Below are 22,190 nucleotides of genomic sequence, written 5' to 3' on the forward strand. Positions count from 1 at the left end.
TGCCGCGCCTCGCTCGCGCGGGCGCTGGCCGACGAGAGCCCGGAGACCGGCTTCAGGGTCTCCCGAGCGGCATTCCCTCCGCCCACTCCGCAGGCGTCCACTGCCGGTGCGAACGTCCGCCGGCCCCCGGACGAGCCCGCAGACCGTACGGGGCGTAGGGATCCCGCCGAACTCATCAAGGACACGGCGGACGTGGATGTGGATGTGGACCACGGCGGCTTCGCGGGAGGTGACTGACGCGGGGCGCGACACGCCGACAGCACCCGATCGAAGTAGTTGCGCAATCAACTTCTGTACTCTCGATGCGCATGACGGCCGAGGACGACCGTCCCGCCCTGCCAACTCCCGTCCAGGGAACCGGTATGCGCTGGTCGCCCGAGGGGACGGCCGACGGTTGCCACGACTACTCAGCAAGGGAACAGTCATGAAGATCGGTTTTGCGCTCCCGCAGTTCCACAGGCAGGCCTTAGGCATAGCCCGGACCGCGGAGTTCGCGCGCGAGGCGGAGAACGCGGGGGCCGCGAGCCTCTGGGTGGGCGACCGCAACCTGGCCGCCGTCAACCCCAAGGTCGGCTACGGCGGGCAGGGCGACTCCATTCCGGCCGAACTCAACACGGCCGCCGACCCGTTCGTACTCCTCGCCGTCGCCGCGAGCGCCACCGAGCGCGTACTGCTCGGAACGCATGTACTCGTAGCCCCGCTGTATCCGCCCGTACAGCTGGCCAGGTCGCTCACCAGCATCGACGTGATCAGCGACGGCCGTCTGCTGCCCGGCTTCGGAATCGGCTGGTCGCCGGAGGAGTACGAGGCGGCGGGCTCCGACTTCACCCGGCGCGGCGCCCGGATGAACGAACTGCTCGACGCCCTCGACGCCATCTGGACCACCGACCCGGCCCAGTACAGCGGTGAGCTGATTTCGGTGCCCCTGCACCACTCCCCCCTCAAGCCCGCGCGCCGCCCCCGTCCGCCGTTCTATCTCGGCGCCATGTCCGAGCGCGCCCTGAAGCGGGTCGCCGAGCGCGGGGACGGCTGGCTGCCGCTGGTCGTGGTGCCCAGCTACGTGGACATCGACGGGCTGGTGTCCCAGCGGGCGGCCATCGATCAGCTGGCCCGGGAGGCAGGCCGGGACCCGTCCGCGATCGATGCCGTCCTGCGGGTCAACATCGACTCGGGCACGACGACCCAGAAGGTCGCCGACACCATCAAGGCTCTCCACGAGCGCACCGGCATCGACCACTTCATGGTCGACTCCATGTACGCCGTCCACAGCGTCGACGAGGCCCTGGCCCTCGCCGCCGAACTGATCGCCCTGGTCAATAAGGGCTGACAGGGCGTCCTCCCATCGACCCACCGCCTTCCTCGCGAGTGCGCGGATCGTCGCCTCGTTGGCACCATGGAGGGTCCGCCCGAGCGGCTGGGGAGACGGCGGGTCGTCTCGGGCTGATGCGAGGCGTGCGATCACGGCCGAACTGTCGGGTGAAGGCCGCAACACCCGATCCGGTATCGAACCGGCGAAGTCGCACCAGGTCGATGAGCTGAGTGCGGGGTCCGGCGACCGTGAGTCGCCGGACCCGGCGCGGGGACGGTCCACCGTTCACCGCCGAACGTCCACGAAAACACCGACGCCCCTCCGGCGGTCGCCGGCCCCAGCACGATCCGAATGAGCTCACACCGCGCGCGACCAGGGCCACCTGCCGGGCAAAACATGACGGGCTCGGTCACCCCAGTGGTCCGGGGCGGGCTGAGGCCGGGCCGGAAGCGGGACGACCGACTGCCCTCGACGCGACGGGGCAGGCCGCAGCCGGCCTGAGTCAATCGGTCCCTTCGAGGTACGACGCCAGGTTGGCCAGCGAGGAGGCGATCCCGGTCTCGTGGTCCGCCTGGTCGATGCCGGGTGGCACGTCCGTGGCGGTGACGGTCACCTCGGTTCCGTCGCCGGCGGCGGCGAGTTGCCAGGTCATCGTCATGGTGCCCGCGAACGACGGGTCGTCGGCCTCGAACACCGCCCGCTGCACCACGCGCTCCGGTGGCACCAGTTCGGCGAACCCCACGTCGACGACATCCGTCGCGTCCGACGTCTTGCCGGGGCTGTCGGTGGGGTCGAGGTAGGTGAGGACCATCCGGAACCCGCCGCCGGGCCGGGGTTCCCACCGTTCGACCCGCCCGCGCATGCCGTCCGGCGGCATCCAGGCTTCCAGGGCCTCCCGGTCGAGGAGGGCGCCGTAGACGGCCGCCGGTGGTGCCGCGATCGTCCGGCTGGCGCGGTCAGTCCTGTCCATGGCCCGAGTCTAGGGCGGAGGAGGTTCCCTGCGCGGCGCAGGACGACGGGATCCGGGCCGGGCCCGGACGGAGGCGACGCAGGCCGTACCAAGGTGAACTGTCACCTGATGTGTCCGCTGCCGATACAGTCTGCCTGGGCGCCGGCGCTCCGTTGCGGCCGAGCCCGACGGTCGCCCAGGAGAGGAAACATGGACACTGAAGCCGGCCTCGGGTCCCCTTCGTACGCCCCCGGAACGGGGCGGCCGGTCCCCGAAGCCGAGCCCGCACACGCCGCGATCCCGAACTCCGGCCGGACCCGGAGCACTTCGACCCCAGCGCTTCATCACGCCGGGCGCCCGCGCCACCCACCCGGGCGCGTACTTCCCAGAGTTCCTCCCAGCCCCACCGATGACCGGATCGGTCCGCACCCGGACCCGATACGGCCTGGCCCGGGCCCTCTCGTGCGGCCCAGGCTTGGGGTATGACCCGAGCACTGATCGTCATCGATGTCCAGGAGTCCTTCCGGGCCCGGCCGCTGTGGGAGACCACCTCTGATCTGAAGATCGCCGACCAGGTGAACCGCCTGGTCCGGCTCTCCCGTCAGGCCGGGGACCTGGTCGTATGGGTGCTGCACTCCGAGCCAGGCAGCGGGGATGTCTTCGACCCGGCTCTCGGCCATGTCCGGCTCATGGAGGAGCTGGAGCGGGCGGACGGGGAACCGCTGATCCACAAGACCTCACACAACGCCTTCACCACCACCAACCTGCAGCAACTGCTCACCGAGCGGGGTGTACGCGAGCTCACCGTCTGCGGCATCCGCACCGAGCAGTGCGTGGAGACCACCACCCGCGTCGCGAGCGACCTCGGCTACCAGGTCACCTTCGTCACCGACGCGACCGCGACCAATCCCATCCCCCACCGCGACGCCCCCGCCGGCCAGAGCGTCGCCGAGCTGCTCGCCGACCCGCTCACGCTGCCCGCCGAAGAGGTCATCAGGCGCACCGAATACGCCCTCGCCGGACGCTTCGCCACCATCGCGACCGTCGACCAGCTGGAGGCCGCGGCCGAACATCGGGCATGATGACCGAATCGTGAGCCACATCGTCTTCTTCCTGGTGCCCGGAGTCCACCTGCTGGACCTGGCCGGCCCCGCGCAGGTCTTCTCGACCGCCTCCGACTTCGGGCACCCCTACACGCTTTCCTACGTCGCCGAACGGCCGCAGGTCCCCACGGCGCAGGGGCTGCCTCTGGTGGCCGGGCTCGACTGGCCCGAACTCGGGCCTGAGGACCTGGTCGTGGTGCCCGGCTGGCGGGCGGCAACCCTGGCCGACAGTCCCGCCATCGGTGCCGACTCCCTCCAGGCTCTGCGGGACCACCACGCCAGAGGCGGGACGGTGGCCAGCGTGTGCGCCGGGGCCGAGGCGCTCGGCCGGGCCGGTCTGCTGGACGGTCGCCGCTGCACCACCCACCACGACGTGCAGGACGAACTGGCCGTGCGCCACCCCCGGGCGGTGGTCGTTCGCGACGTCCTGTTCACCGCCGACGACCGGGTGATCACGTCGGCCGGCATCGCCAGCGGTATCGACCTGGCCCTGCACCTGGTCGCCGCCCGGCAGGGCCCGGCCGTCGCCGCGCAGGTGGCCCGCGACATGGTCGTCTACGCCCGCCGCAACGGCCATGAGCCGCAGTCGAGCGCGATGCTCCGGCACCGGTCCCACCTCGACGACACCGTGCACCGGGCCCAGGACCTCATCGACGCCCGCTTCGACCAACCGCTCCCCCTCCCCGCCCTGGCCTCGGCCGTCGGCGTCAGCGAACGGACCCTCACCCGCCTCTTCAGCCGCGCCACGGGACTCACCCCACTGCGCTACCAGCAGTCCCTGCGCCTCGAACGCGCCCAACACCTCATCAGCCACGGCGCGACAACCGACGCCGCCGCCCGCTCAGTCGGCTTCGAGGACCCCCGCATGCTGCGCCGCCTCCGAGCCCGCGCGACCTGACCACGCGAGTGGTGTCCACCATCGGCCATGAGGCTCGGTCAGTCCGTGCTGGGCGTGCCCAGACCGGCATCGCGGGCCTTGGCGACCGCGGCGGCCCGGTGAGGGACGCCCAGTTTGACCAGGACGGCGGAGACGTAGTTACGGACTGTCTTCTCCGACAGGACGAGCCGCCGCGCTATCTCGTGGTTGCCGCAGCCGGTGGCGACGAGTTCCAGTATCTGCCGTTCGCGGTCGGTGAGTTCGGGGAAGATCTGGGCCGCGTAGTGGCGGTGGGCACCGGTGAAGAAGGCCACGATTCGGCGGGCGACGGCCTCTCCGTAGACGGCGTCGCCGGCGGCCACCGACAGGACGGCCCGGACGATCTCCGTCCGGTCGGCACCCTTGAGGAGATAGCCGCGGGCTCCGGCGCGCAGCGCGCCGAGGAGCGCCTCGTCGTCCTCGTGCATCGTCAGCACGAGGACGCCCACCCGGGGATGGCGGGCCAGCAGGGCCCGGGTGGCGGCCGCTCCGTCCATACCGGGCATCGCCAGGTCGGTGAGGACGACGTCGGGAGTGGTCCGGTCGACGACGGCGAGCAGTTCGTCGCCCCTCGCCGCCTCACCTACCACCTCGACCTCGTCACCGGCGGCGAGAGCGGCCTTGAGACCGTAACGGAACATGGGATGGTCGTCGGCGACGACCACTCGGACTGCGGAGGGGACGGTCACGATGCCTCCAGCGGAAGGGTGGCGGCGAGGACGGTACCGCTCGTCGTGGACTGGACGGTCAGCGTGCCCGCGAGCGCCTGGGCACGGCGGCGCATGGATGACAGCCCGACGCCGACCGTACTGCCCGGCGGTATGCCCGAGCCGTCGTCGGTGACGGTGATGTGCAGCTTGCCGTCGCGGGCTGCCAGCAGGACGTGGCACCGCTGAGCTTCCGCGTGGCGCACGCTGTTGGTGATCGCCTCAGTCACGATCCGATAGGCGGCGGTCTCCACCTCGGGGTGCAGCGCGGCCAGTTCGGTGACGGTCACCTCGACCGGCAGGGTGCCGGAGACGGTCTTGGCGTGGCGGCGGAGGGCTTCGGCCAGGCTCATGGCGTCGAGTGCGGTGGGGCGCAGGCCGTCGATGATCCTGCGGATCTCCTGGACTGCGACATCGACTTCGTCGCGGATGCGGGTGAGCAGCGAAGTGCAGGCGGGCCGGTCGCCTGCGTGCAGGGTGTCGACGGCGGCCTGCAGCCCCAGGCCCATTCCGGACAGGGAGGGGCCCAGCCCGTCGTGCAGGTCACGCCTGAGCCGGTCGCGTTCCGCGCGGGTGACGCCGATGACCCGGTCCCGCTCGGTCTCCAGGGCTTCGGTCAGTTCCAGCGCGCGCACCAGAACGGCCACCTGCGGAGCCAGCGCGGCGAGCAGCCGGGTCTCGGTCTCGCCATAGGAGTCGGCGGGCCCCCGGTCGGCGACCTGCAGAACGCCCACGAAGCGGCCTCCGACCTGCAGCGGGAAGGTCGGTCCTGTCTTCGGTGTGTCTCCCGTGGAGCCGATGCTCCGTCCGTCCGCCGCCGTCACCGAGGCCGCAGGTGCCCGCACGGCGTCCGTGACGGCCCGCAGGGCGGCCGGCAGCAGGTCCGACTCCCCGGCGACGGCGACCTGATCGCCCAGTTGGGCGATGGCGCGCAGTGGATCCCCGCGCGCGCCGTACACAAAGCGGTCCGCCATACGCTGCAGCCGGTCCCGGGCCGGTGTGAGTGACACCGCCACCAGCGCCGCGGTCAGCACCCCGGGCAGCGGGCGCTCGTCCAGGGCGGATCCGACGAGGACCGTGACCGTCAGATAGACGGCGATCACCGCGGCGGTGAGTCCGCCGTAGACGAGCCCGCGCCGCAGCACGATCTCGATGCCCAGCATGCGGTAGCGCAGTACACCGATCGCCACCACCACGGGAATGAGCGCGACGCAGACGGCGATCGCCTGCTGAGGCAGCACACTGAAGTAGGTGACGGTGAGGAGCGGGCCCGCGCCGCACACGAACCACACCAGCTGCTGACGCTCGGGGGCCTTGGTCCGTATCAACCGGACGACCGTGCCCACCCAGATGGCGAGGATCGACACCACCAGCAGCGGGATGTGAACACCCCACAGCACGAGGGTCAGCGCCCAGGAGGGCAGGGTGGCCGGCGGAGCGTGCCCGGGAGCGATGTCGTCGTAGGCCGCCGGGTCGAACGGCATCGTCAGGACGGGTAACGAGATCGCCACGGCCACACCGATGACCGGCCATCGCCACCACCGGCTCGGCAAACGCCCGTTGGGATAGAGGGCGAGCACGATCGTGGGAGTGACCAGGACGGAGGGAATCCACAACCCGGTGCTGGCCGCGGCCGCCCACGCCGCTCCCGGCCACCCCGGCTGTGCCGCCATGACGCCGTAGCCCCCGTACGCGGCCAGGATCACCTGCAGAACGTCATGGCCCCGGCTCCGAGGAACAGCCATCCCAGGACGTTGCGGGGACGCAGTGAGATCAAGGCCGCGCCGGCGATCTCCCACTCCACGCCCACCGCTCCGACGATCCCCACGAAGTTGACGAAGTCCTCCAGCCGCTCTGCGCGGGGAAGGGTGACGATCCAGACGGCACACCCCAGCGCCGCGGTGCTGCACAGCACCACCGTCCAGGCAACCGTTCGCGAGGCCATCCACCAAGTGTGCTGTGACGGGTGGCCCGTCCAATATACGCCGGGTCCGACCGTCGTGGGAAGTCCGCCCGCCCGGTCCGGGACCAGGGCCTCAGGCAGGGCAACACCTGGGCGGTGCAGGGTCGTTGACGACCTCGTCCCACGCCGTGCGGTCCGTCCGCTGCCGGTCGCGGGAGCGCACCGGGCGGAGCACGGCAGGGGAACCGGCGACCGTCCTCGGACAGGAACACGTCCTCCGCGGTCCGGCGTACCGATGTCGTTCCGTCCGTCCACGACCGTGGCGCTGTGTGTCGTACTGGCCGCTGCCGCGTTCTGGCCGACGGACCCGCTGACCACGTGGATGGGAATCGGCGGCCCGGGCCATCCGAACGGGAAAGTCCCCGACGACCCCTCGGTGGTGGCGACGACTCAGGTGTCCAGAGGGAGTTCGGCGCGCACCGTGTTGCCGCGGCGACGGCTGACGATGTGGAAGCTGCCGTTGAGCTGCTCGGCGCGGCGGCGCATGGAGAGCAGTCCGACCCTGCCGTCGCTCTCCCGGTCCGGGTGCATGCCTCGCCCGTCGTCGTGTACTTCGAGGGTGAGGACCGTGCCGAAGGACAGACGGACCCGGCAGCGGGTGGCTCCGGCCTGTTTGACCACGTTGGTGAGGGCCTCGTCCACGATCCGGAAGGCCGCCGTTTCGACCGGTTCCGGGAGCGTGGGCACGTCGTCGGGCGCTTCCACCGCGATCTGCAGACGCCCGCCGGCCGCCAGGGTCAGGGCCAGCGCCCGTTCACGCAGCGCGGGCACCAGGCTGTGCAGGTCGAGGGCCGACGGCCGCAGGGCGTCGATGACGCGCCGTACCTCCTCGACCGCGTGTCCCACCTCGGAACGCAGTCGGCGGACGAGTTCCTCCAAGGTCGCCGAGTGGCCGGTGACGGATGCCTGTACCGCTTCCAGCCCGAGTGCGACGCCGGACAACGAGGGGCCCAGGCCGTCGTGCCGGTCGTTTCGGATGCGTGCCCGCTCCGCCGCGGAGGCGTCCACGGTCTGCTGACGGGCGGCCCGTAACTCCTGGTTGAGCCGGTCCGCGTGGACGATCAGCGCCACCGGAGCCGTCAGGGCATCGATGATCCGGGCATCGGCGGGCAGGAAGCCGTCCGGCTCGGCCGGGCACAGCGCGAGGTCGCCGAGGTGGGTGCCGGCCACGGTGAGCGGTTGGGCTTTCGCGAACACGGTGACTCCCGGTGGTTGTAGAGGGGTCGATCGCCCCGGACTCGTCCCGTGGCACCGGAAACTGTGCGGTGCCCGGCCGTCCGGGCACCTGAGGCACGCGTCCCGTCCACCTCGGGCCAACCTCCCGGAACCGTCGGGACCGCTGCCTCTGTGCACCCTCGGACGGCGCATCCTCGTTCTCACGGCGGAGCAGCGAGCCCCATCGGGGGTGGGCTCGGTGCTCCGTCCGTCGGCAGAAGACGCCGGGGGAACCGCGAACGAGGTGCCCTGTGCGCGCAAGTGAGATGTCCTGTGCGCGCAGTCGTATGGCCGATCGTGCTGTCCGCCACGGGGGCGGTGCCGCTCGCCGGCCGGGTCACGGACCAGCCTCATGCCGACCGGGCGTCGCCGGGCCCACTTCATGTGGCTGCCGTCGGCGGCGGGAGCCGCGGTGGGAAGGCGTGAGTGGTCGGTACTCAACCGTCGGTCGTGGTCTACGACCGGCCGGGCTGGTGGTCCACACGTGCGCCGGGTGATGGTGTCCAGAGGGTCTGGGCCAGTTCGCGCCGGGTGGTGACGCCGAGCTTGGCGTAGGCGCGGTGGAGGTGGTTGTCGACGGTGCGCACCGACAGGGCGAGGTCGTCGGCGATGTCCTTGCTGGCGTTGCCGAGCGCGGCGAGCAGGGCTATCTCGCGTTCGCGGTCGGTGAGCGGGGCGGTGGACTGGGCTGTGCTGAGCAGTGGTGTGCGGGCGCCTTCGCAGCGGGCCGGGGCCGCCGCGGCCCGCTGCGCGGCAGCCGAGGCGCGGCGGGCCTGGTGTGCCCGGCGCCAGGCGGCCGCGGCAGCGGTGGCCGCCTCGGCGGCGAGCAGCTCCGCGCCGACGGCCTGGCACGCGTCGGCGGCCCGGAGGAGCTGGTCGGGGTCGTCGGCTACCAGCGCGGCCGCCAGTTGGGCCCGGGCCGGGACGAGTGCCCCGTCGCATCGCCGTGCCAGTGCGGTCAGCCGGTCCGTGACCTCCTTCGCTCCGCCAAGACGGGCCACATCGGTCAACAGCAGTGCCTCGCCGGTGAGGTGGCCGGTCGAGCGGGCGGCAAGGGCGGCGGCGGTGAGTACGGAGCGCGCCCGGCCCAGGTGTCCGCGGGCGGCCAACAGCCATGCTTCGCCCAGGCGTTCCTCCCCGGCCGACAGCAGGCCCGGTGCCAGCGGCGGCAGGGTGCGGTGCTCGGCCAGCGACGCTTCGGCCGCGTCCAGGTCTCCCAGTACGGCCGCACATGCGGCGAGGCCGCCGAGCACCGGGCGCAGGGCCATGGCGTGGTCGAAGGAACGGGCCAGGGCCGCGGCCTCGGCCCACCAGCGGCGGGCGGTGGCCGGTCGGCCGGCCAGCCACTCCGTACGGCCGAGGAAGACCGCCAGCCAGACCCGTACGACGGAGTCGGCGGCGACCAGTTCGGCGTAGGCACGCTCGCCCTCGCGGCGGGCCTCGGCGGGGAGACCGGCTTCGGAGAGAGCGAGGACGAGCGGGATGCGCTGGACGGCGGGATGGGAGACGAGGGCGTGTTCGTCGACCTTCCGGTGGCCTGCGTGGGCGCGCTCCGCCCAGGTCGCCGCCTCGCCGGTGCGGCCCACCAGCGCCAGCGCGAAGGGTTTCATCCAGGCGCCTCGCAGCCAGACGTCGACGTCGGGGGCGTCACCGACGTCGGTCTCCAGGTCCTCCAGCAGTGTCAGTCCCTGGGCCGGCTGACCGGCGACGGTCCGCATGAAGCCCTCATTGATCTTGAGCTTGCGGCGGCCCTCCGGGCTGGTGATCCGTTCCAGGGCGGCGTCGTTGACCGCGAGTGCCTCGGTGAGGGGGGCGTTGCTCCACAGCAGGTTCAGCGTCCGGACGAGAGCGACCGCCAGTTTGTCCTGCTCACCGATGGCCAGGGCGTCGGCCTGGGCGATCGCCGCCTCGGCCTGGTCCCAGCTGCCCAGCTCGAAGAGGGCGTGGCCGAGTATCAAACCGGTGGCCGTGGTGCGGTGCTTGTCGGGCAGGGCCTCCAGGAGAGCGACGATCTGGGGGTAGTCGTGCGCGTGGCGAGCCAGTAGGGCGGCCTGGGTGAGAAGGGCGGGGTCGGCGGTGCCGGTGGCGGCCAGCCGCCAGGTGGCGATGTGCAGCAGGTCGCCGCGGCGGCGGGCGCCGCGGGCCTCGACGCGTGCGGCCTGGTCCAGCAGCAGGGCCCGGCAGCGCAGGACCGGAAGACCGGCCCGCAGCACTTCGCCGTACAGCGGGTGGGCCAGGGAGACGGCGATGCGCCGCCGGTCCTGCATGACGCGGATCAGTCCGGCCTGTTCCAAGGCCGCCATCACCTGCGGCGGGGCCAGTTCTTCGGCATCGGCCAGGGTCAACGGCTCGCACAGCGACAGCAGTTCCAGTACGGGGCGTCCGGCGGAATCGGCGGTGGCCAGCCGGCTGCCGATCACCTCGGTCAGCCGCGCGGTGGCGGGCAGCCGGCCCTCGGCCAGGTGCCAGAGCTCCCCGTCCTCGGTCAGGTCCCTGGCGGTCAGGGCGCCCAGGACCAGTTCGCGCAGGTACAGCACGTTGCCGCCGCTGGCGGCCGACAGCTCGTGCAGACTGCGCCGGGCGACCGCTCCGCCGAGCGCGGCCCGGAGCAGTGCCTCGATCTGCTCCGGGTTCAGTACGGTCAGGTCGACCCGGTGCACCGCGTCTCCGCCCCGCAGCGCGGTGACGGCCTTCCCGTACGGCTCGCCGCTGCGGACGGTGCCGATCAGCAACAGCACGCCGGTGTCCATCAGTTGACGCAGCAGCACCGCCGAGGCGGAGTCCAGCAGATGCATGTCGTCGACCAGCAGCACCCATCTTCGCCGCCCCGGCCCGGCGGCCAGCCGCTCGGCGACCGCGGCGAACCCGGTCACCGGGTCCGACAGATCCACCCCCGCGGGCAGCAGATGCGCGATCGCCCCCAGGGGCACGGCACCCGCCGCGGCACTCGCGGTGGCCCGCCCCACCCGGAAACCCGCGGCCGAGGCCCGGCCCAGACACTCCTCGGCCAGCCGGGACTTGCCCACCCCGGCCGACCCGCCCACCACGAACCCCCGGCACTCCCGGTCCGCCAGCGCCGCGGCGAAGGATTCCAACTCCTTCTCGCGGCCCATCAACGGCCAACGCCCCACCCGGTCCCGCACCACGGCTCCCCCTGACAGGGCACGGCACGCGAACACCCGTGACGGGCACCCCCGGACGCACTCCGCTCCCTCAGCACGTGCACGATTCGCCTGACGCCGAGTGAGTCTAGGAACGCCCTGCGGAGCGGACCAACCGGCTCTCCGGCACTTCTCCGAGTTGCCGCCCGACATACACCTCCGCATACACCTCCGCGTCGGCGGACTACTAGGACAGCCACGGCGACAGCCGGCGCCCTCGGCGAAAGACCTGGGCCGGACCAGCGGGGCCCGTGTGACCGAATGTGCCCCCTTGCCCTGGCAGTGGGGGCTCCCTCACTGTCGTCGGGCACCGCCGTTCATCTGATGACCGCCCACCGTCGGAGATCCCCATGCTGCGGGTGCACTTCACGGCCGACGACATCGCTCGCGTTCGTGTCGCCGCCGCCCCCGACCCCCTGTGGGAGATCGTCAACAGCTTCCAGGCGCTGATCAGGGAGGAGAACGCCCTGGCGTTCGGCGAGTGGCGGCGCATCGTACGGCCACGACTGGGTCCCGCGGACGGGCTGCTCGCCGCGCTGCTGCCGCCCCGCGGCTACTTCCCGGACTTCCTCACGCCCGATCTGGGCGGCTCCCCCGGGCTGGAGAGCGCGGTCGACACCGTGCTCGGCACGGCGCAGGCCGACCTGCGCGGCGATCTGGCCAGGCTCGCCGCCTCCCCGTCCCGGCCGAGACCGCTGCCGGCCGAGGCCCGTGCTCTCGCCGAGGGCACCCTCGACGCTCTGCAACGGCTGGGCGCCTCGCTGCACGGGTACCACCGGCGAGCGCTCGCCGCCTTCTGGCCGCACATCCGCGCGCAGGTGGACGCCGACCGTGCCGTGCGCGCCCGGGCGGTGCTGGGAGGCGGCGCCGATGGGCTGCTGGCGAGCCTGAGGCCCGTACTGCGCTGGCAGCCGCCGGTACTGGAGGCCGACTACCCGGTCGACCACGAACTGCGGCTCGGTGGACGGGGGTTGCTGCTTCAACCGTCCTTCTTCTGTTCCCGGCGGCCCGTCACTCTCGCCGTACCGCTCCCCGACCGCACGCCGGTCCTGGTCTACCCGATCCAACACACGCTCGGCTGGGCGCTGATGCCCGGCGCCACGGGCCGGGGCGCGGGGCTCGGCGCGCTGCTCGGCCGTACCCGGGCCGCCATCCTGCGGGACGTCGTGACCGGGCGTACGACCGGTGAACTGGCCGAGCGGATCGGCATTTCCGGGGCGGCGGTGAGCCAGCACACCGCCGTGCTGCGGCAGGCAGGACTGCTGTTGAGCGTGCGCCGCAGCAAGCACGTACTGCACACCATCACTCCCAGGGGGCTCGTCCTCCTCGACGGTGCGCCGCACCCGCAGAACACCTCGTTCGATGCCTGATGCCTGACAACTGACGCCTCGCGCCTGCCCCCTGGCTCCAGGCGCGAGACGTGACGCGCGAGGCGCGAGGCGCCTGAGAGGCCGCTTCCGTTTAAGCCACGGCTTCAGCGTGTGGCGGCGACGCGGCGGCCGGCGACAGCCTGGCACCACGAACGGGGTCACACCGTCACCGGGTGCCTCGTATGTGGCGTCCTGAACAGGGGGATCAACCGAATGCGCAGAATGCATAGCGTGCACGGAGTGCGTGCCAGGCGCTCCATCCTCGGCCTCATCGGTGCCTTGGCTCTGATGCTGGCGGCTGTGTTCACCGCCGGTCCGGCCCAGGCAACCGTCGCCTCCGACGACAGTGCGGCCGGCCGGGTCCTGACCGCGCCACCGGCACCGCAGGACGCGCAGTCGGCGTCGACCCGAGCAGTGGCCGCGAACTCCCCGAGCGTCTCGCCGTCCGCCAGGTCTGTCCACGCGGCACCCGGCGCCACCGTCAGTTGCACCAGCGGGAACCTCTGCACGGCGGTCTGGGATCCCACGACGAACAACTGGGAGGTCTTCTTCCTGTACTCCTGCAACCGGTACTACACGTCGTACTGGGACGGCGCCGGCTGGTACTACGACGCCCAGACCGGAGGCGTCACCTCGTACATCTACGGCCAGAGCGGCAACGTCCTCCACTCCTTCAGGCCCGACTCGGCCCAGCACGCCTACAACTGGACCCCCGTCTGGAGCATCCGCAACTGCTGAGCACGGGTACGTGATGACGGCTGCCCCGGCGCCGCACTCAGGAGAGTGCCGCGCCGGGGCGGACGTATCAGAAGCCGACGTATCGGAACCGGAGCCGTTCGTCAGCCAGTTACTCGTCGTTCACCCACCGCATGAGCCGTTGCAGCGGATAGAAGCCGTCGTGGGAGAGGCCGGGTGGCATACCGCCCGCCTTCCCCAGCGACACCACGCGCTGCACACCCGCGCAGGCGAGGGCGTCGCGCAGTTCCGGCTTGCGGGTGTCGGGGTACACGCCGACCGTCTGGGTGGCGACCCCGGCGTGCGCGACCGCGTCGGTGAGCGCGGCGACCGGGACGACGTTGACGATCTTTCCGTCCGGGTGGAAGTCGACCGGTTCCGGGGAGCGGATGACGAGGCCTCGGCCGTCGTACACGCCCCACACCCGGTACTCGGGGGCGAGGGACCGCAGTACGTCGATCTCCTCGCGGAGTTCCCCGGCGACCCGTGGACCGCCGGCCGAGCTGAACTCCCGGGCGACGCCGAGGCGTTCGCACAGCAGCTCGGCGTAGCGGTCGGCGTCCTGCTCGGAGCCCTCGACGAACTGGAAGCGACTGGCGACGCACGCCTGCTGGTTGAAGAACGTGGCGTCAGCGGCGGCAGCCTCCACCGCCTGCCCCAGAGTCTCCTCGGAGGCGAACGCCTCGCGGCCGATCACCGAGATGGAGGTCTTGGGGTCGAAGGAGACGAGTTCGAAGCCGGGGCCGACGTACTTCAGGGCTCCGCGGATCGTGGACTCGCCGCCCCAGGCGACCAGCTTGTCGAAGAACTGCGGGCGGAACAGCACGCTCTCCACGCTCTCGTCGCCGCCCCTCCAGTACACCGCGGAGAACGAGCGCACCACGGGGTGACCGGGTGCCACCGAGGCCATCGTGCGCAGGATCGCGGTCGCGGTGAACAGGTCGTTCGAGGGCAGCTTGAGGAGGTTGACGCCCTTGGTGAGGGCGCCGCGTACGACGGACATGGCCGCCACGCCGGGCGCGTTGCCCGCGATGATGTGCACCAGGCGCGGCGGGAAGGCGCGCGTGGCGGCGATCCGGCCCTCGGGCAGCCGCACCTCGCGCCAGCCGTCGAGTACGTCCGCCCCGCCGAGTTCGTGGTCGATCTGGGCGTGCAGGTTGGTCCGCTGGAAGCTGCGCCACAGCACGGCGTAGGCGCGTTCGAGCACCTCGGCGGGGAGCGGGCTGATCCGGACCATGCGTTCCAGTGCTTCGGTGAGCAGCCCTTCCCGGTCGGCCTTGAGTGCCTCGCCGGTCTCCACCAGCAGGTCGATGATCTCCGCGCTCGGCACGTCGAAGGCCGGTCCGGGTTCGGTGCGGGACCACACCAGGCGGTCCAGGTCGAGCACCGGTGCCGTGAAAGCCGAGTCTCCGCGGCCGTGGCCGACGTGCGGGGCCTGGTCGACCTCGCCCCGCACGACGTGCACCACCTCCGTCCGCACCGAGGGCTCGCCCTGCAGTGTCGTACCGCTCATCCGTGGATCATTCCCCTCACATAGGAGTCGAGTGTCGCCGCGCAGGTGATCTTGTCGTCGCCGCCGAGGTCTCCGAAGCGCTGGATGTCCGGCAGGACGGCCGGGCCCGTTCTGCCGCAGTCGCACGGTGAGAAGTCCACGAAGACCCGGTCGCCGCTGATGAGTCCGCCCCAGCGGCCTTCCAGGGAGACGTCCAGGAAGGCGAACCGCCCTTCCACGACGCCGTGTTCGGGGTTCAGCAGCTTCTCGCCGGCCTGGTCGAGCACCAGCGGGATCACCCACGGAGGCACGTGGTAGTTGCCGTGCTCGCAGGCGAGGCAGGAGCCCTGAAGCTCCGTCATGCCGTAGCTGCGTACCCGCCGTACGCCCTGGTAGAAGGCGGCGAACTGCTGCTGGTAGTCGTCGGGCAGCGCGCGGCCCTTGTTGCCGCCGCCGCTGAGCACCAGGGTGTCCGGGTGGAGGCCGCCGTCGGGTACGCCTCGGGCGCGCAGGGCCTGGATCAGGGTGAACTGCTGGTTGTTCATGCCGGCGATCAGCAGCGGTTCGTCGCGGTGGGCGGCGATGTCGTCGACGATCCGGGTCATGGCCGCGCCCAGTTCCTCTTCGCGGGAGCCGGAGGTGGTCTCGAAGGAGCTGATCTCCTGCGGGGTCGCGGTGCCCTCCGCCATCCGCCGGCGCAGCAGCGCGCTGCTCATCAGCTCGGACACCCGCATGGGGTCCTCGGTGAGCAGCCGGGTCTCGCCGGGCAGTGCGAAGACGTCCGCGTGCCATCGGAAGCCGTCGATGGAGCGCATCGGTCCGCTCGCCGGAGCGAGCAGGTAGCCGCGGCGGACGGGATCCGGTGGCAGGGGGTCGGGCCAGCAGGTGAGGTTCTCCAGGATGTCGTGCAGGAACCGGAGGTCGCTGCCGTCGCAGTTGAGGAAGGAGACCTTCCCGGACGTGCCGCTGGTGATGTACGGGCGGTGACCGGCGGCGGTGACGCGCTCGGTCCACTCGTCGATGTCTTGTACTCCGTCGACGTCGACCTCGTCCGGTTCGACCACCGACACGGTCGAGTACCAGCGCAGGAGCCGGTCCCAGCGGCCGGCGGTGATGAGGGAGACGGGGTACGACTTGTAGCTGGTGTGCGAGAAGAGGAGGGGCACGAGGTCGTCGAGGCCTGTGACCTCTCGTACGCCGGTCTCCTCCGCCCGGGTGCGCAGCAGCGGGATGCGTTCGCGGTGGGCGGCGAAGGCCTCCCGCGCGGCCTCCAGTTGCAGCTCCGCCATGTCTTCGGCGGGTTGGTCGAAGGTGTCTCCGGACCGGACCAGGGATCGGATCTGCTCGCGTGCGCTTGCCACAGCACCTACCTCAATCGGTTGTCACAGTTGTCCTGTGCGCGAGGTAGGACGACTCGATCTCGTCCAGGTTCGCGCGCAGTTCCTTCGGGGTCCCGGTCATGACGATCCGGCCGCGGCGCAGCACGTACACGCGGTCGGCGATGTCCAGCACCTTGCGCACGTGCTGTTCGACCAGCAGTGCGCCGAGCCCGCGGTCGGCCGCCTCGCGCACGGCGCGCAGGAGGCGGTCGACCACGAGCGGGGCGAGACCGAGCGAGAGCTCGTCGGCGAGGAGCAGCTTGGGCGTACGGCACAGGGCCCGCGCGAGCGACAGCATCTGCTGCTCGCCGCCCGACAGCATTCCGGCACCGGTCCGCAGGCGCTTCTCCAGTTCGGGGAAGAGCGCGAGGGCCTGGTCCGTCGTCACCCGCCCCACGCGCAGGTTGTCGGCGGTGTCGAGACGGGTGAAGACCGCCCGCTCGCCGACGTAGGCCAGCCCTTCGCGGGCGCGGCGGTGCTGTGGTGCGTGGCCGGTGCCACCCAGCCAGCACACCTCGCCGCTCATCGGCGCCAGTTCTCCCGACAGCACCCGCAGGGTCGTGCTCTTGCCCGCGCCGTTGGGCCCGAGCAGGGCGACGACCTCACCGGGGCGGACCTCCAGGTCGAGGTCGCGCAGTACGGGCACGGTGCCGTAGCCGGCGGACAGTGCGCGGGCTTCGATCAAGGGCTGGCCGGTGTCGTGCACGGACGTTCTCCTTCCTCGGGCTCCAGGGCTCTCGTATGCCGGATGTCAGCCGGCCGAGCCGCCCGTCAGCACCTTGCGGACGTCGATGAAGGTCGACCCGGACTTGGCCCACTCGATCTTTCCGTCGCGCATGGTCAGTTCGGTGGCGGTGGTGTTGTGGATGCGGTTCAGGCCCTTGATCGGCAGGGCCGTCGACTCCGTCCACGTCAGTGGTGGGGTCAAGCCGCCGGTGTCGATGCCCTTCGTGGTGTTGAGCTCCTCGACCAGGGCCTTGGCCGAGATCGTCGGCAGCTTCTTGGCCGCTTCGGTGAAGACCTTGAACGCCACCCAGGCCGTCGCGTTGGCGCCGTTCGACGTGTCGAGGCCGTCGCCCTTGGTCGCTTCGACGAAGCCCTTCCAGGCCGGGTCGGAGGTCGGCGGGTAGTAGCCGGTGATCGCGGCGCCGTTCAGCGGACTGCTTGCGCCACCGGTGCTCTCGGCGAGCTCCGGGGTGAGGTTGCCGACGACGCTGCCCAGCTCGGTCTTGACGCCGGACTGTACGTACGACTTCACGAACAGGTCGGAGTGCGTGCCCAGGATGACGCTCACGCAGTCGGTGCCCTTGGTCGCCGCGGCGACCTGCGGGGCGAGGTCCGTCGCGGTGAGCGGCACCTTGAGATCCTTGGGCGGCGCCCCTCCGGCGGCCGTCACGCCGAGCGCGAGGAACTTCGAGACGGTGTCGGCGGCGGCCACGTCGTACCGGACGCCGGAGATCTTCTTGCAGCCCTCGTCCACCAGCTGCTTGCCGTGTGCGGCGAACACCACGGGGGTGCCGCCGTTGACCGGGAAGGACATCGGGCTGGAGAACTCGGCCGCCGAGACGCCCGTCCCGCCGAGGTAGGGGATGCCGGCCTTCTCCAGGATCGGCATGTAGCGGTCTCCGGCGAGGCTGTACGAGCCGACGACCGCGACCACCTTCTCGGCGACCGCCTTCTGGGCGCAGTTCTCGGCCTCGTCGGCGTCGTTCTTCTCGTTGCAGGTGAGGACCTTCAGCGGGCCCCCCTTGATCCCGCCGTTGTCGTTGATCCACTTCTCGTAGGCCTGGGCCGTCAGCCGTACTCCGGGCTGGGCACTGCCCTGGGTGTTCTCCGGTGCCCAGACCATCACCTTGACCGCCGCGCCCTTCAGCGAGGACGTGTCGGTGGAGCTGCTGGAGGCCTCTCCCCCACATCCGGCGGCCAGTAGGGCTCCGGTCACGGCGAGACAGCTCGCTGTGGCACTTCTGCGTCGTCGTGAGTCGTTCATGGGTCCCTCCGCGGGGCTCGCGCCCGTCAATGGGCGACGTCGAGATGCCGACAGCATGGAGGGTGGCGTTTGTTTAGTGAAGTACTCTCGGCACAATTATTTAAATAAATACGCTGTCTGGTCTTGTCGGGGGATCCTGCGTTCGCTACTCATGGAGCTCTGAGAAGTAAGGCCCTGGGAGGTTCTTCACGTGGACGACATCCTGCGTTTCGCACTGCTCGGCCTGGGGCTCGGTGCGCTCTACGCGCTCACCGCGCACGGGATCGTGCTGGTCTACCGGGGCTCCGGCGTCCTGAACTTCGCGCACGGCGCGATCGGCATGGCCGGCGCCTACGTGCAGTGGGAGCTGGCCGTCAACCACGGTGTGCCGTACTGGCCCGCCGTCGCCTGCGGGGTGCTCGGGTCCACGCTGCTGGGGGTGCTCACCCACCTGCTGGTGATCCGGCCACTGCGCCGGGCGTCCTCGCTCGCGCGCCTGGTCGGCACCCTGGCGGTGTTCATCGTGCTCACCGCCGTCGCGGTCAAACGCTACGGCGACAGCGTGCAGCTGGTACCGGCCAAGCTGCCGTCCGGGCTGGTGGAGATCGCCGGCGCGACCGTCTCCGAGGACCGCATCTGGCTGCTCGGCATCGCCGTCGCCGTCACCGCGGCCCTGCACGCCCTCTACAAGCGCACCCTGTTCGGCCTGGGCACGACCGCGGTCGCGGAGAACCAGGGCGTGGCCGCCTCACTGGGCTGGTCCGCGGACCTGATCGCCGCCGCCAACTGGGGACTCGGCTCGGCCCTCGCGGGTCTGACGGGCATCCTGATCGTGCCGGTCATCGGCCTGTCGGTGACCGGTCTGACCACCCTGTTGCTGAGCGCGCTGGCCGCCGCGCTGGTCGGCAGGTTCTCGTCGTTCCCCGTCACTCTGGCGGGCGGCCTGGTCATCGGGGTCGTGCAGTCCGAACTGACCCGCTTCGGCTCCGACGTCACGGGGCTCGCCGCCTCGGTGCCCTTCCTCGTCATCGCCCTCATGCTGGTCGTCCGCGGCCGGGCCCTGCCGCTGCGCGGCACGTTCCTGGAGCGGCTGCCCGCCCTGGGCACCGGAAGGGTGCGCCCGGTGCCGCTGGCGCTCGCCGTCGTGACCGGGCTGCTGCTGATCGGTCTGTCCTCGCCGCTGTGGGCCGACGCGATCACCAACACCCTGGTGCTCTCGCTGATCATCCTGTCGATCATCGTGGTCACCGGGTACGCGGGACAGGTCTCCCTCGCGGCGTACGCCCTCGCCGGAACCGGCGCCTTCATCGCCGGGCACGCGGCGGCCGACTGGGGCTGGCCGTTCGAACTCGCCCTGCTCGCAGGCGTGTTGGGCACGGTGCCGATCGGTCTGCTGTTCGCCCTTCCCGCCGTCCGCACGCGCGGGGTCAACCTCGCGATCATCACACTCGGGCTCGGCACCACACTGGAGACGATGGTCTTCCAGAACACCGACCTGTCCACGACACCGGGCAGCGACGGCATCGCGGTGGGCAAGCAGACGCTCTTCGGGATCAGCATCTCCGGCGTCGACCATCCGCAGCGGTACGCGGCCGTCGTGCTGGTGATGTTCGTGGCCGCCACCCTCGTGGTCGCCAACGTCCGCCGCAGCAGAACCGGCCGCCGGCTCATCGCGGTGCGGGCGAACGAGCGGGCCGCGGCGGCCCTGGGCATCGACGTCCGCGCGGCCAAGCTCTACGCCTTCGGTCTGTCCGCGGCCATCGCCGCGCTCGCCGGAGTGCTCACCGGCTTCCGCTCGACGTCGGTGGTCTTCGCCGACTTCGCGAGCTTCGAGTCCATCACCGCGCTCGGGCTCGCGGTCATCGGCGGCGTCGGCTTCCTCGTAGGACCGCTCTTCGCCGCGACCTTCGCCGCGGGCACGGTCGGCGCCCGCTTCGGCGACCTGGTACTGCCCGGGCTCAGCGAGTGGATGCCGCTGATCGGCGGGATCATCCTGGTGCTGACCCTGGTGGGCAACCAGGACGGCATCGGACGGGAGGCCGGCAAACAAGTGGCGGCAGCCGAGCGCAGACTGCTCCCGAAGCGAGCCCCGAAGCGCACCGTCGCCGCGCAGGACACCGGAGCGGGCGACGAGCCGGTCGCACCGGACGTGCACCCCGCAGCCCCTTCGCAGGCCACGCACCGCGCCCCCGGGCTCCCCCTGCACGTGCGGGACCTGACCGTGCGGTACGGCGGGGTCGTCGCCGTGGACAGCCTCTCCTTCGACATCGAGCCGGGCCGGGTCGTGGGTCTCATCGGCCCCAACGGCGCCGGCAAGACCTCCGCCATCGACGCCGTCACCGGCTTCACCCGGGCGGCGTCCGGAAGTGTCCGCCTCGGCGACCGGGACGTGACCCGCCTGCCCGTGCACCGACGGGCCGGAGCCGGGCTGAGCCGGTCCTTCCAGTCCCTGGAGCTGTTCGAGGACATGAGCGTCCTGGACAACCTCTACGCCGCCTGCGACCGGCCCGGACCGTGGGCCTACCTCAAGGACCTGGTGCGCCCCGGCAGCCGCCCGCTGCCCGCCCATGTACTCGTCGCCGTAAGGGAGTTCGGGCTGGAGGCCGCGCTGGGCCGGCCGGTGGGCGACCTGTCGTACGGCGAGCGGCGGCTGCTGGCCATCGCCCGCGCGGTGGCGACCTCGCCGTCCGTCCTGCTGCTCGACGAACCGGCCGCGGGGCTGTCGGACGACGAGTCCCGGGAGCTGGCCCAGCTGGTCCGGCGGCTCGCCGAGGACTGGGGCATGGGCGTGCTGCTCGTGGAGCACGACGTCGACATGGTCATGAGCGTCTGCGACGAGGTCGTCGTCCTCGACTTCGGCCGCCGGATCTGCGTCGGCACGCCGGAGGAGGTGCGCGGCGATCCCGCGGTGCGGGCGGCCTACCTCGGCGACCTTTCACCCGAGGAGGCCGTCTGAGCGCGCCGCTGGACATGCGGACCGGCCCCCACGGGGGCCGGTCGTGCCCCGCCGCGAAGCCGGCGATCGATACAGCTCCGCGCCCCTTTCGGGGCGCGGTTCCGCACATGCCCGTGGGCCGGAGGGGAACCACCCCTCCGGCCCATGGTCTGCTCGCCTCGCGGTTACGCGTCCCGCAGGTCCGCGACGTACGGCTGGTGGGCCAGCAGGCCGCCGTCCACCCGCAGGGTGTGCCCGGTGATGAAGGCGGACTCGTCGGAGGCGAGGAAGACGACCGCCGAGGCGACGTCCTCCGGCTCGCCCAGACGCGGCGTGAGGTGGTGGCGGAGCATCGCCTCACGGATCGCCCCGTGCGCCGAGCCGGAGCTGGCCGGCGTGACGATGAAGCCCGGTGCGATGGCGTTGCAGCGCACGCCCTGCTTGCCGTACTGGGTGGCGACGTACTGCGTGAGGTTGATGAGCGCCGCCTTCGAGGCGCCGTACGCGGGATTGCGCAGGTCGCCCGCGAGCCCGGCGCCGGACGAGGTGTTGATGATCGAGCCGCCGCCGCGCGCGACCATGTGCGGGACCGCGGCCTGAATGGCGACCATGGTCCCGCGGAGGTTGATGCGCATGGTGTCGTCCCAGACCGCCGGGTCGGCCTCCAGCACGGCGAGGTCCTTGCGGGCGGCCAGGTGGGTGGCCGCCGCGTTGTTGTGCAGGACGTCGAGTCCGCCGTACGTCTGGATCGCCGCGTCCACCATGGCCCGTACGCTCTCGATGTCGCCGAGGTCGACCGGGACCGCGGTCGCGGAACCTCCGGCGGCACGGATCTCCTCGGTGACCGCCTTGGCGCCGTCGAGGTTCAGATCGGCCACGACCGTGTGCGCGCCCTCGGCCGCCACGCGGCGTGCGGTGGCGGCGCCGATACCGGACGCGGCTCCGGTGACAATCGCGATCTTGTCGTCCAGTCGTCCCATGACCGAA

17 protein-coding genes are annotated in these 22,190 nt (G+C 71.5%); 6 read left to right on the forward strand and 11 right to left on the reverse strand.

Annotated features, from left to right (window positions below; translation table 11 throughout):
* The first annotated feature begins 424 nt into the window (after positions 1–424).
* Positions 425–1,327, forward strand: a complete 903-nt coding sequence (locus ACH4YP_RS36680; protein ID WP_398495454.1) for a TIGR03619 family F420-dependent LLM class oxidoreductase — start codon at positions 425–427, stop codon at positions 1,325–1,327.
* 484 nt (positions 1,328–1,811) lie between these two features.
* Here the strand turns inward: ACH4YP_RS36680 and ACH4YP_RS36685 are convergent, their stop codons facing one another.
* Positions 1,812–2,279, reverse strand: coding sequence for an SRPBCC family protein (locus ACH4YP_RS36685; RefSeq protein WP_361068415.1), 468 nt, complete (start codon positions 2,277–2,279; stop codon positions 1,812–1,814).
* Positions 2,280–2,740: 461 nt separating this feature from the next.
* On the opposite strand from ACH4YP_RS36685, the gene ACH4YP_RS36690 reads away from it, so the two are divergent.
* Positions 2,741–3,340, forward strand: a complete 600-nt coding sequence (locus tag ACH4YP_RS36690; RefSeq protein ID WP_361068418.1) for an isochorismatase family protein — start codon at positions 2,741–2,743, stop codon at positions 3,338–3,340.
* A 10-nt stretch (positions 3,341–3,350) separates the two neighbouring features.
* The gene (locus tag ACH4YP_RS36695) at positions 3,351–4,259 is read left to right on the forward strand and encodes a GlxA family transcriptional regulator (protein WP_398495239.1); all 909 of its coding nucleotides are present in this window, start codon (positions 3,351–3,353) and stop codon (positions 4,257–4,259) included.
* A gap of 38 nt (positions 4,260–4,297) precedes the next feature.
* Here the strand turns inward: ACH4YP_RS36695 and ACH4YP_RS36700 are convergent, their stop codons facing one another.
* The 5 genes from ACH4YP_RS36700 to ACH4YP_RS36720 all read right to left on the reverse strand — a co-directional run bounded on the left by ACH4YP_RS36700 (position 4,298) and on the right by ACH4YP_RS36720 (position 11,305).
* Positions 4,298–4,966 carry a response regulator transcription factor gene (locus ACH4YP_RS36700; RefSeq protein ID WP_361068424.1) on the reverse strand — a complete coding sequence of 223 codons (669 nt, stop codon included), beginning with the start codon at positions 4,964–4,966 and terminating at the stop codon, positions 4,298–4,300.
* Complete coding sequence (locus ACH4YP_RS36705; protein WP_398495241.1) at positions 4,963–6,729, reverse strand: sensor histidine kinase; 1,767 nt, start codon at positions 6,727–6,729, stop codon at positions 4,963–4,965. The genes ACH4YP_RS36700 and ACH4YP_RS36705 overlap by 4 nt, the downstream gene beginning before the upstream one ends.
* Entirely contained in the window at positions 6,687–6,929 is a 243-nt protein-coding gene (locus ACH4YP_RS36710; protein WP_398495243.1) for a hypothetical protein, read from the reverse strand. The genes ACH4YP_RS36705 and ACH4YP_RS36710 overlap by 43 nt, the downstream gene beginning before the upstream one ends.
* 408 nt (positions 6,930–7,337) lie before the next feature.
* The gene (locus ACH4YP_RS36715; RefSeq protein WP_398495245.1) at positions 7,338–8,144 is read right to left on the reverse strand and encodes a sensor histidine kinase; all 807 of its coding nucleotides are present in this window, start codon (positions 8,142–8,144) and stop codon (positions 7,338–7,340) included.
* Between the two features lie 473 nt (positions 8,145–8,617).
* Positions 8,618–11,305: a LuxR C-terminal-related transcriptional regulator gene (locus ACH4YP_RS36720; RefSeq protein ID WP_398495247.1), complete on the reverse strand. Its 2,688-nt coding sequence runs from the start codon at positions 11,303–11,305 to the stop codon at positions 8,618–8,620.
* Between the two features lie 368 nt (positions 11,306–11,673).
* Between ACH4YP_RS36720 and ACH4YP_RS36725 the strand changes: the two genes are divergently transcribed.
* Both ACH4YP_RS36725 and ACH4YP_RS36730 read left to right on the forward strand, forming a co-directional pair.
* Positions 11,674–12,693 carry a winged helix-turn-helix domain-containing protein gene (locus ACH4YP_RS36725; RefSeq protein ID WP_361068436.1) on the forward strand — a complete coding sequence of 340 codons (1,020 nt, stop codon included), beginning with the start codon at positions 11,674–11,676 and terminating at the stop codon, positions 12,691–12,693.
* Positions 12,694–12,924: 231 nt separating this feature from the next.
* Entirely contained in the window at positions 12,925–13,431 is a 507-nt protein-coding gene (locus ACH4YP_RS36730) for a hypothetical protein (protein WP_361068439.1), read from the forward strand.
* A gap of 109 nt (positions 13,432–13,540) precedes the next feature.
* On the opposite strand, the gene ACH4YP_RS36735 is transcribed toward ACH4YP_RS36730, so the two are convergent.
* Genes ACH4YP_RS36735 through ACH4YP_RS36750 form a run of 4 tightly spaced genes read right to left on the reverse strand, consistent with a single transcriptional unit; the run spans position 13,541 to position 18,289 of the window.
* Entirely contained in the window at positions 13,541–14,941 is a 1,401-nt protein-coding gene (locus ACH4YP_RS36735; protein ID WP_398495250.1) for an acyl-CoA reductase, read from the reverse strand.
* Entirely contained in the window at positions 14,938–16,281 is a 1,344-nt protein-coding gene (locus tag ACH4YP_RS36740; RefSeq protein WP_398495252.1) for a hypothetical protein, read from the reverse strand. The genes ACH4YP_RS36735 and ACH4YP_RS36740 overlap by 4 nt, the downstream gene beginning before the upstream one ends.
* Positions 16,282–16,291: 10 nt before the next feature.
* Complete coding sequence (locus ACH4YP_RS36745) at positions 16,292–17,005, reverse strand: ABC transporter ATP-binding protein (RefSeq protein ID WP_361068448.1); 714 nt, start codon at positions 17,003–17,005, stop codon at positions 16,292–16,294.
* A gap of 45 nt (positions 17,006–17,050) precedes the next feature.
* On the reverse strand, positions 17,051–18,289 hold the full coding sequence (locus ACH4YP_RS36750) for an ABC transporter substrate-binding protein (protein ID WP_361068451.1): 1,239 nt from the start codon (positions 18,287–18,289) through the stop codon (positions 17,051–17,053).
* A gap of 190 nt (positions 18,290–18,479) precedes the next feature.
* Between ACH4YP_RS36750 and ACH4YP_RS36755 the strand changes: the two genes are divergently transcribed.
* A complete protein-coding gene (locus ACH4YP_RS36755; RefSeq protein WP_398495254.1) occupies positions 18,480–21,224 on the forward strand; it encodes an ATP-binding cassette domain-containing protein in 2,745 nt (914 codons plus the stop codon).
* Positions 21,225–21,388: 164 nt separating this feature from the next.
* Here the strand turns inward: ACH4YP_RS36755 and ACH4YP_RS36760 are convergent, their stop codons facing one another.
* Positions 21,389–22,183: a glucose 1-dehydrogenase gene (locus tag ACH4YP_RS36760; protein ID WP_361912806.1), complete on the reverse strand. Its 795-nt coding sequence runs from the start codon at positions 22,181–22,183 to the stop codon at positions 21,389–21,391.
* Between the last annotated feature and the right edge of the window lie 7 nt (positions 22,184–22,190).

Origin of the sequence: Streptomyces sp. NPDC020747 (assembly GCF_044334695.1) — a bacterium.
Lineage (GTDB): Bacteria > Actinomycetota > Actinomycetes > Streptomycetales > Streptomycetaceae > Streptomyces.

What these genes read in the sequence shown, in the direction of transcription:
- ACH4YP_RS36710 (WP_398495243.1), bottom strand. Translation starts at nt 6,929, where the DNA reads ATGGCCTCGCGAACGGTTGCCTGGACGGTGGTGCTGTGCAGCACCGCG.
- ACH4YP_RS36705 (WP_398495241.1), bottom strand. Translation starts at nt 6,729, where the DNA reads ATGGCTGTTCCTCGGAGCCGGGGCCATGACGTTCTGCAGGTGATCCTG.
- ACH4YP_RS36760 (WP_361912806.1), bottom strand. Translation starts at nt 22,183, where the DNA reads ATGGGACGACTGGACGACAAGATCGCGATTGTCACCGGAGCCGCGTCC.
- ACH4YP_RS36690 (WP_361068418.1), top strand. Translation starts at nt 2,741, where the DNA reads ATGACCCGAGCACTGATCGTCATCGATGTCCAGGAGTCCTTCCGGGCC.
- ACH4YP_RS36750 (WP_361068451.1), bottom strand. Translation starts at nt 18,289, where the DNA reads ATGAACGACTCACGACGACGCAGAAGTGCCACAGCGAGCTGTCTCGCC.
- ACH4YP_RS36685 (WP_361068415.1), bottom strand. Translation starts at nt 2,279, where the DNA reads ATGGACAGGACTGACCGCGCCAGCCGGACGATCGCGGCACCACCGGCG.
- ACH4YP_RS36735 (WP_398495250.1), bottom strand. Translation starts at nt 14,941, where the DNA reads ATGAGCGGTACGACACTGCAGGGCGAGCCCTCGGTGCGGACGGAGGTG.
- ACH4YP_RS36725 (WP_361068436.1), top strand. Translation starts at nt 11,674, where the DNA reads ATGCTGCGGGTGCACTTCACGGCCGACGACATCGCTCGCGTTCGTGTC.
- ACH4YP_RS36680 (WP_398495454.1), top strand. Translation starts at nt 425, where the DNA reads ATGAAGATCGGTTTTGCGCTCCCGCAGTTCCACAGGCAGGCCTTAGGC.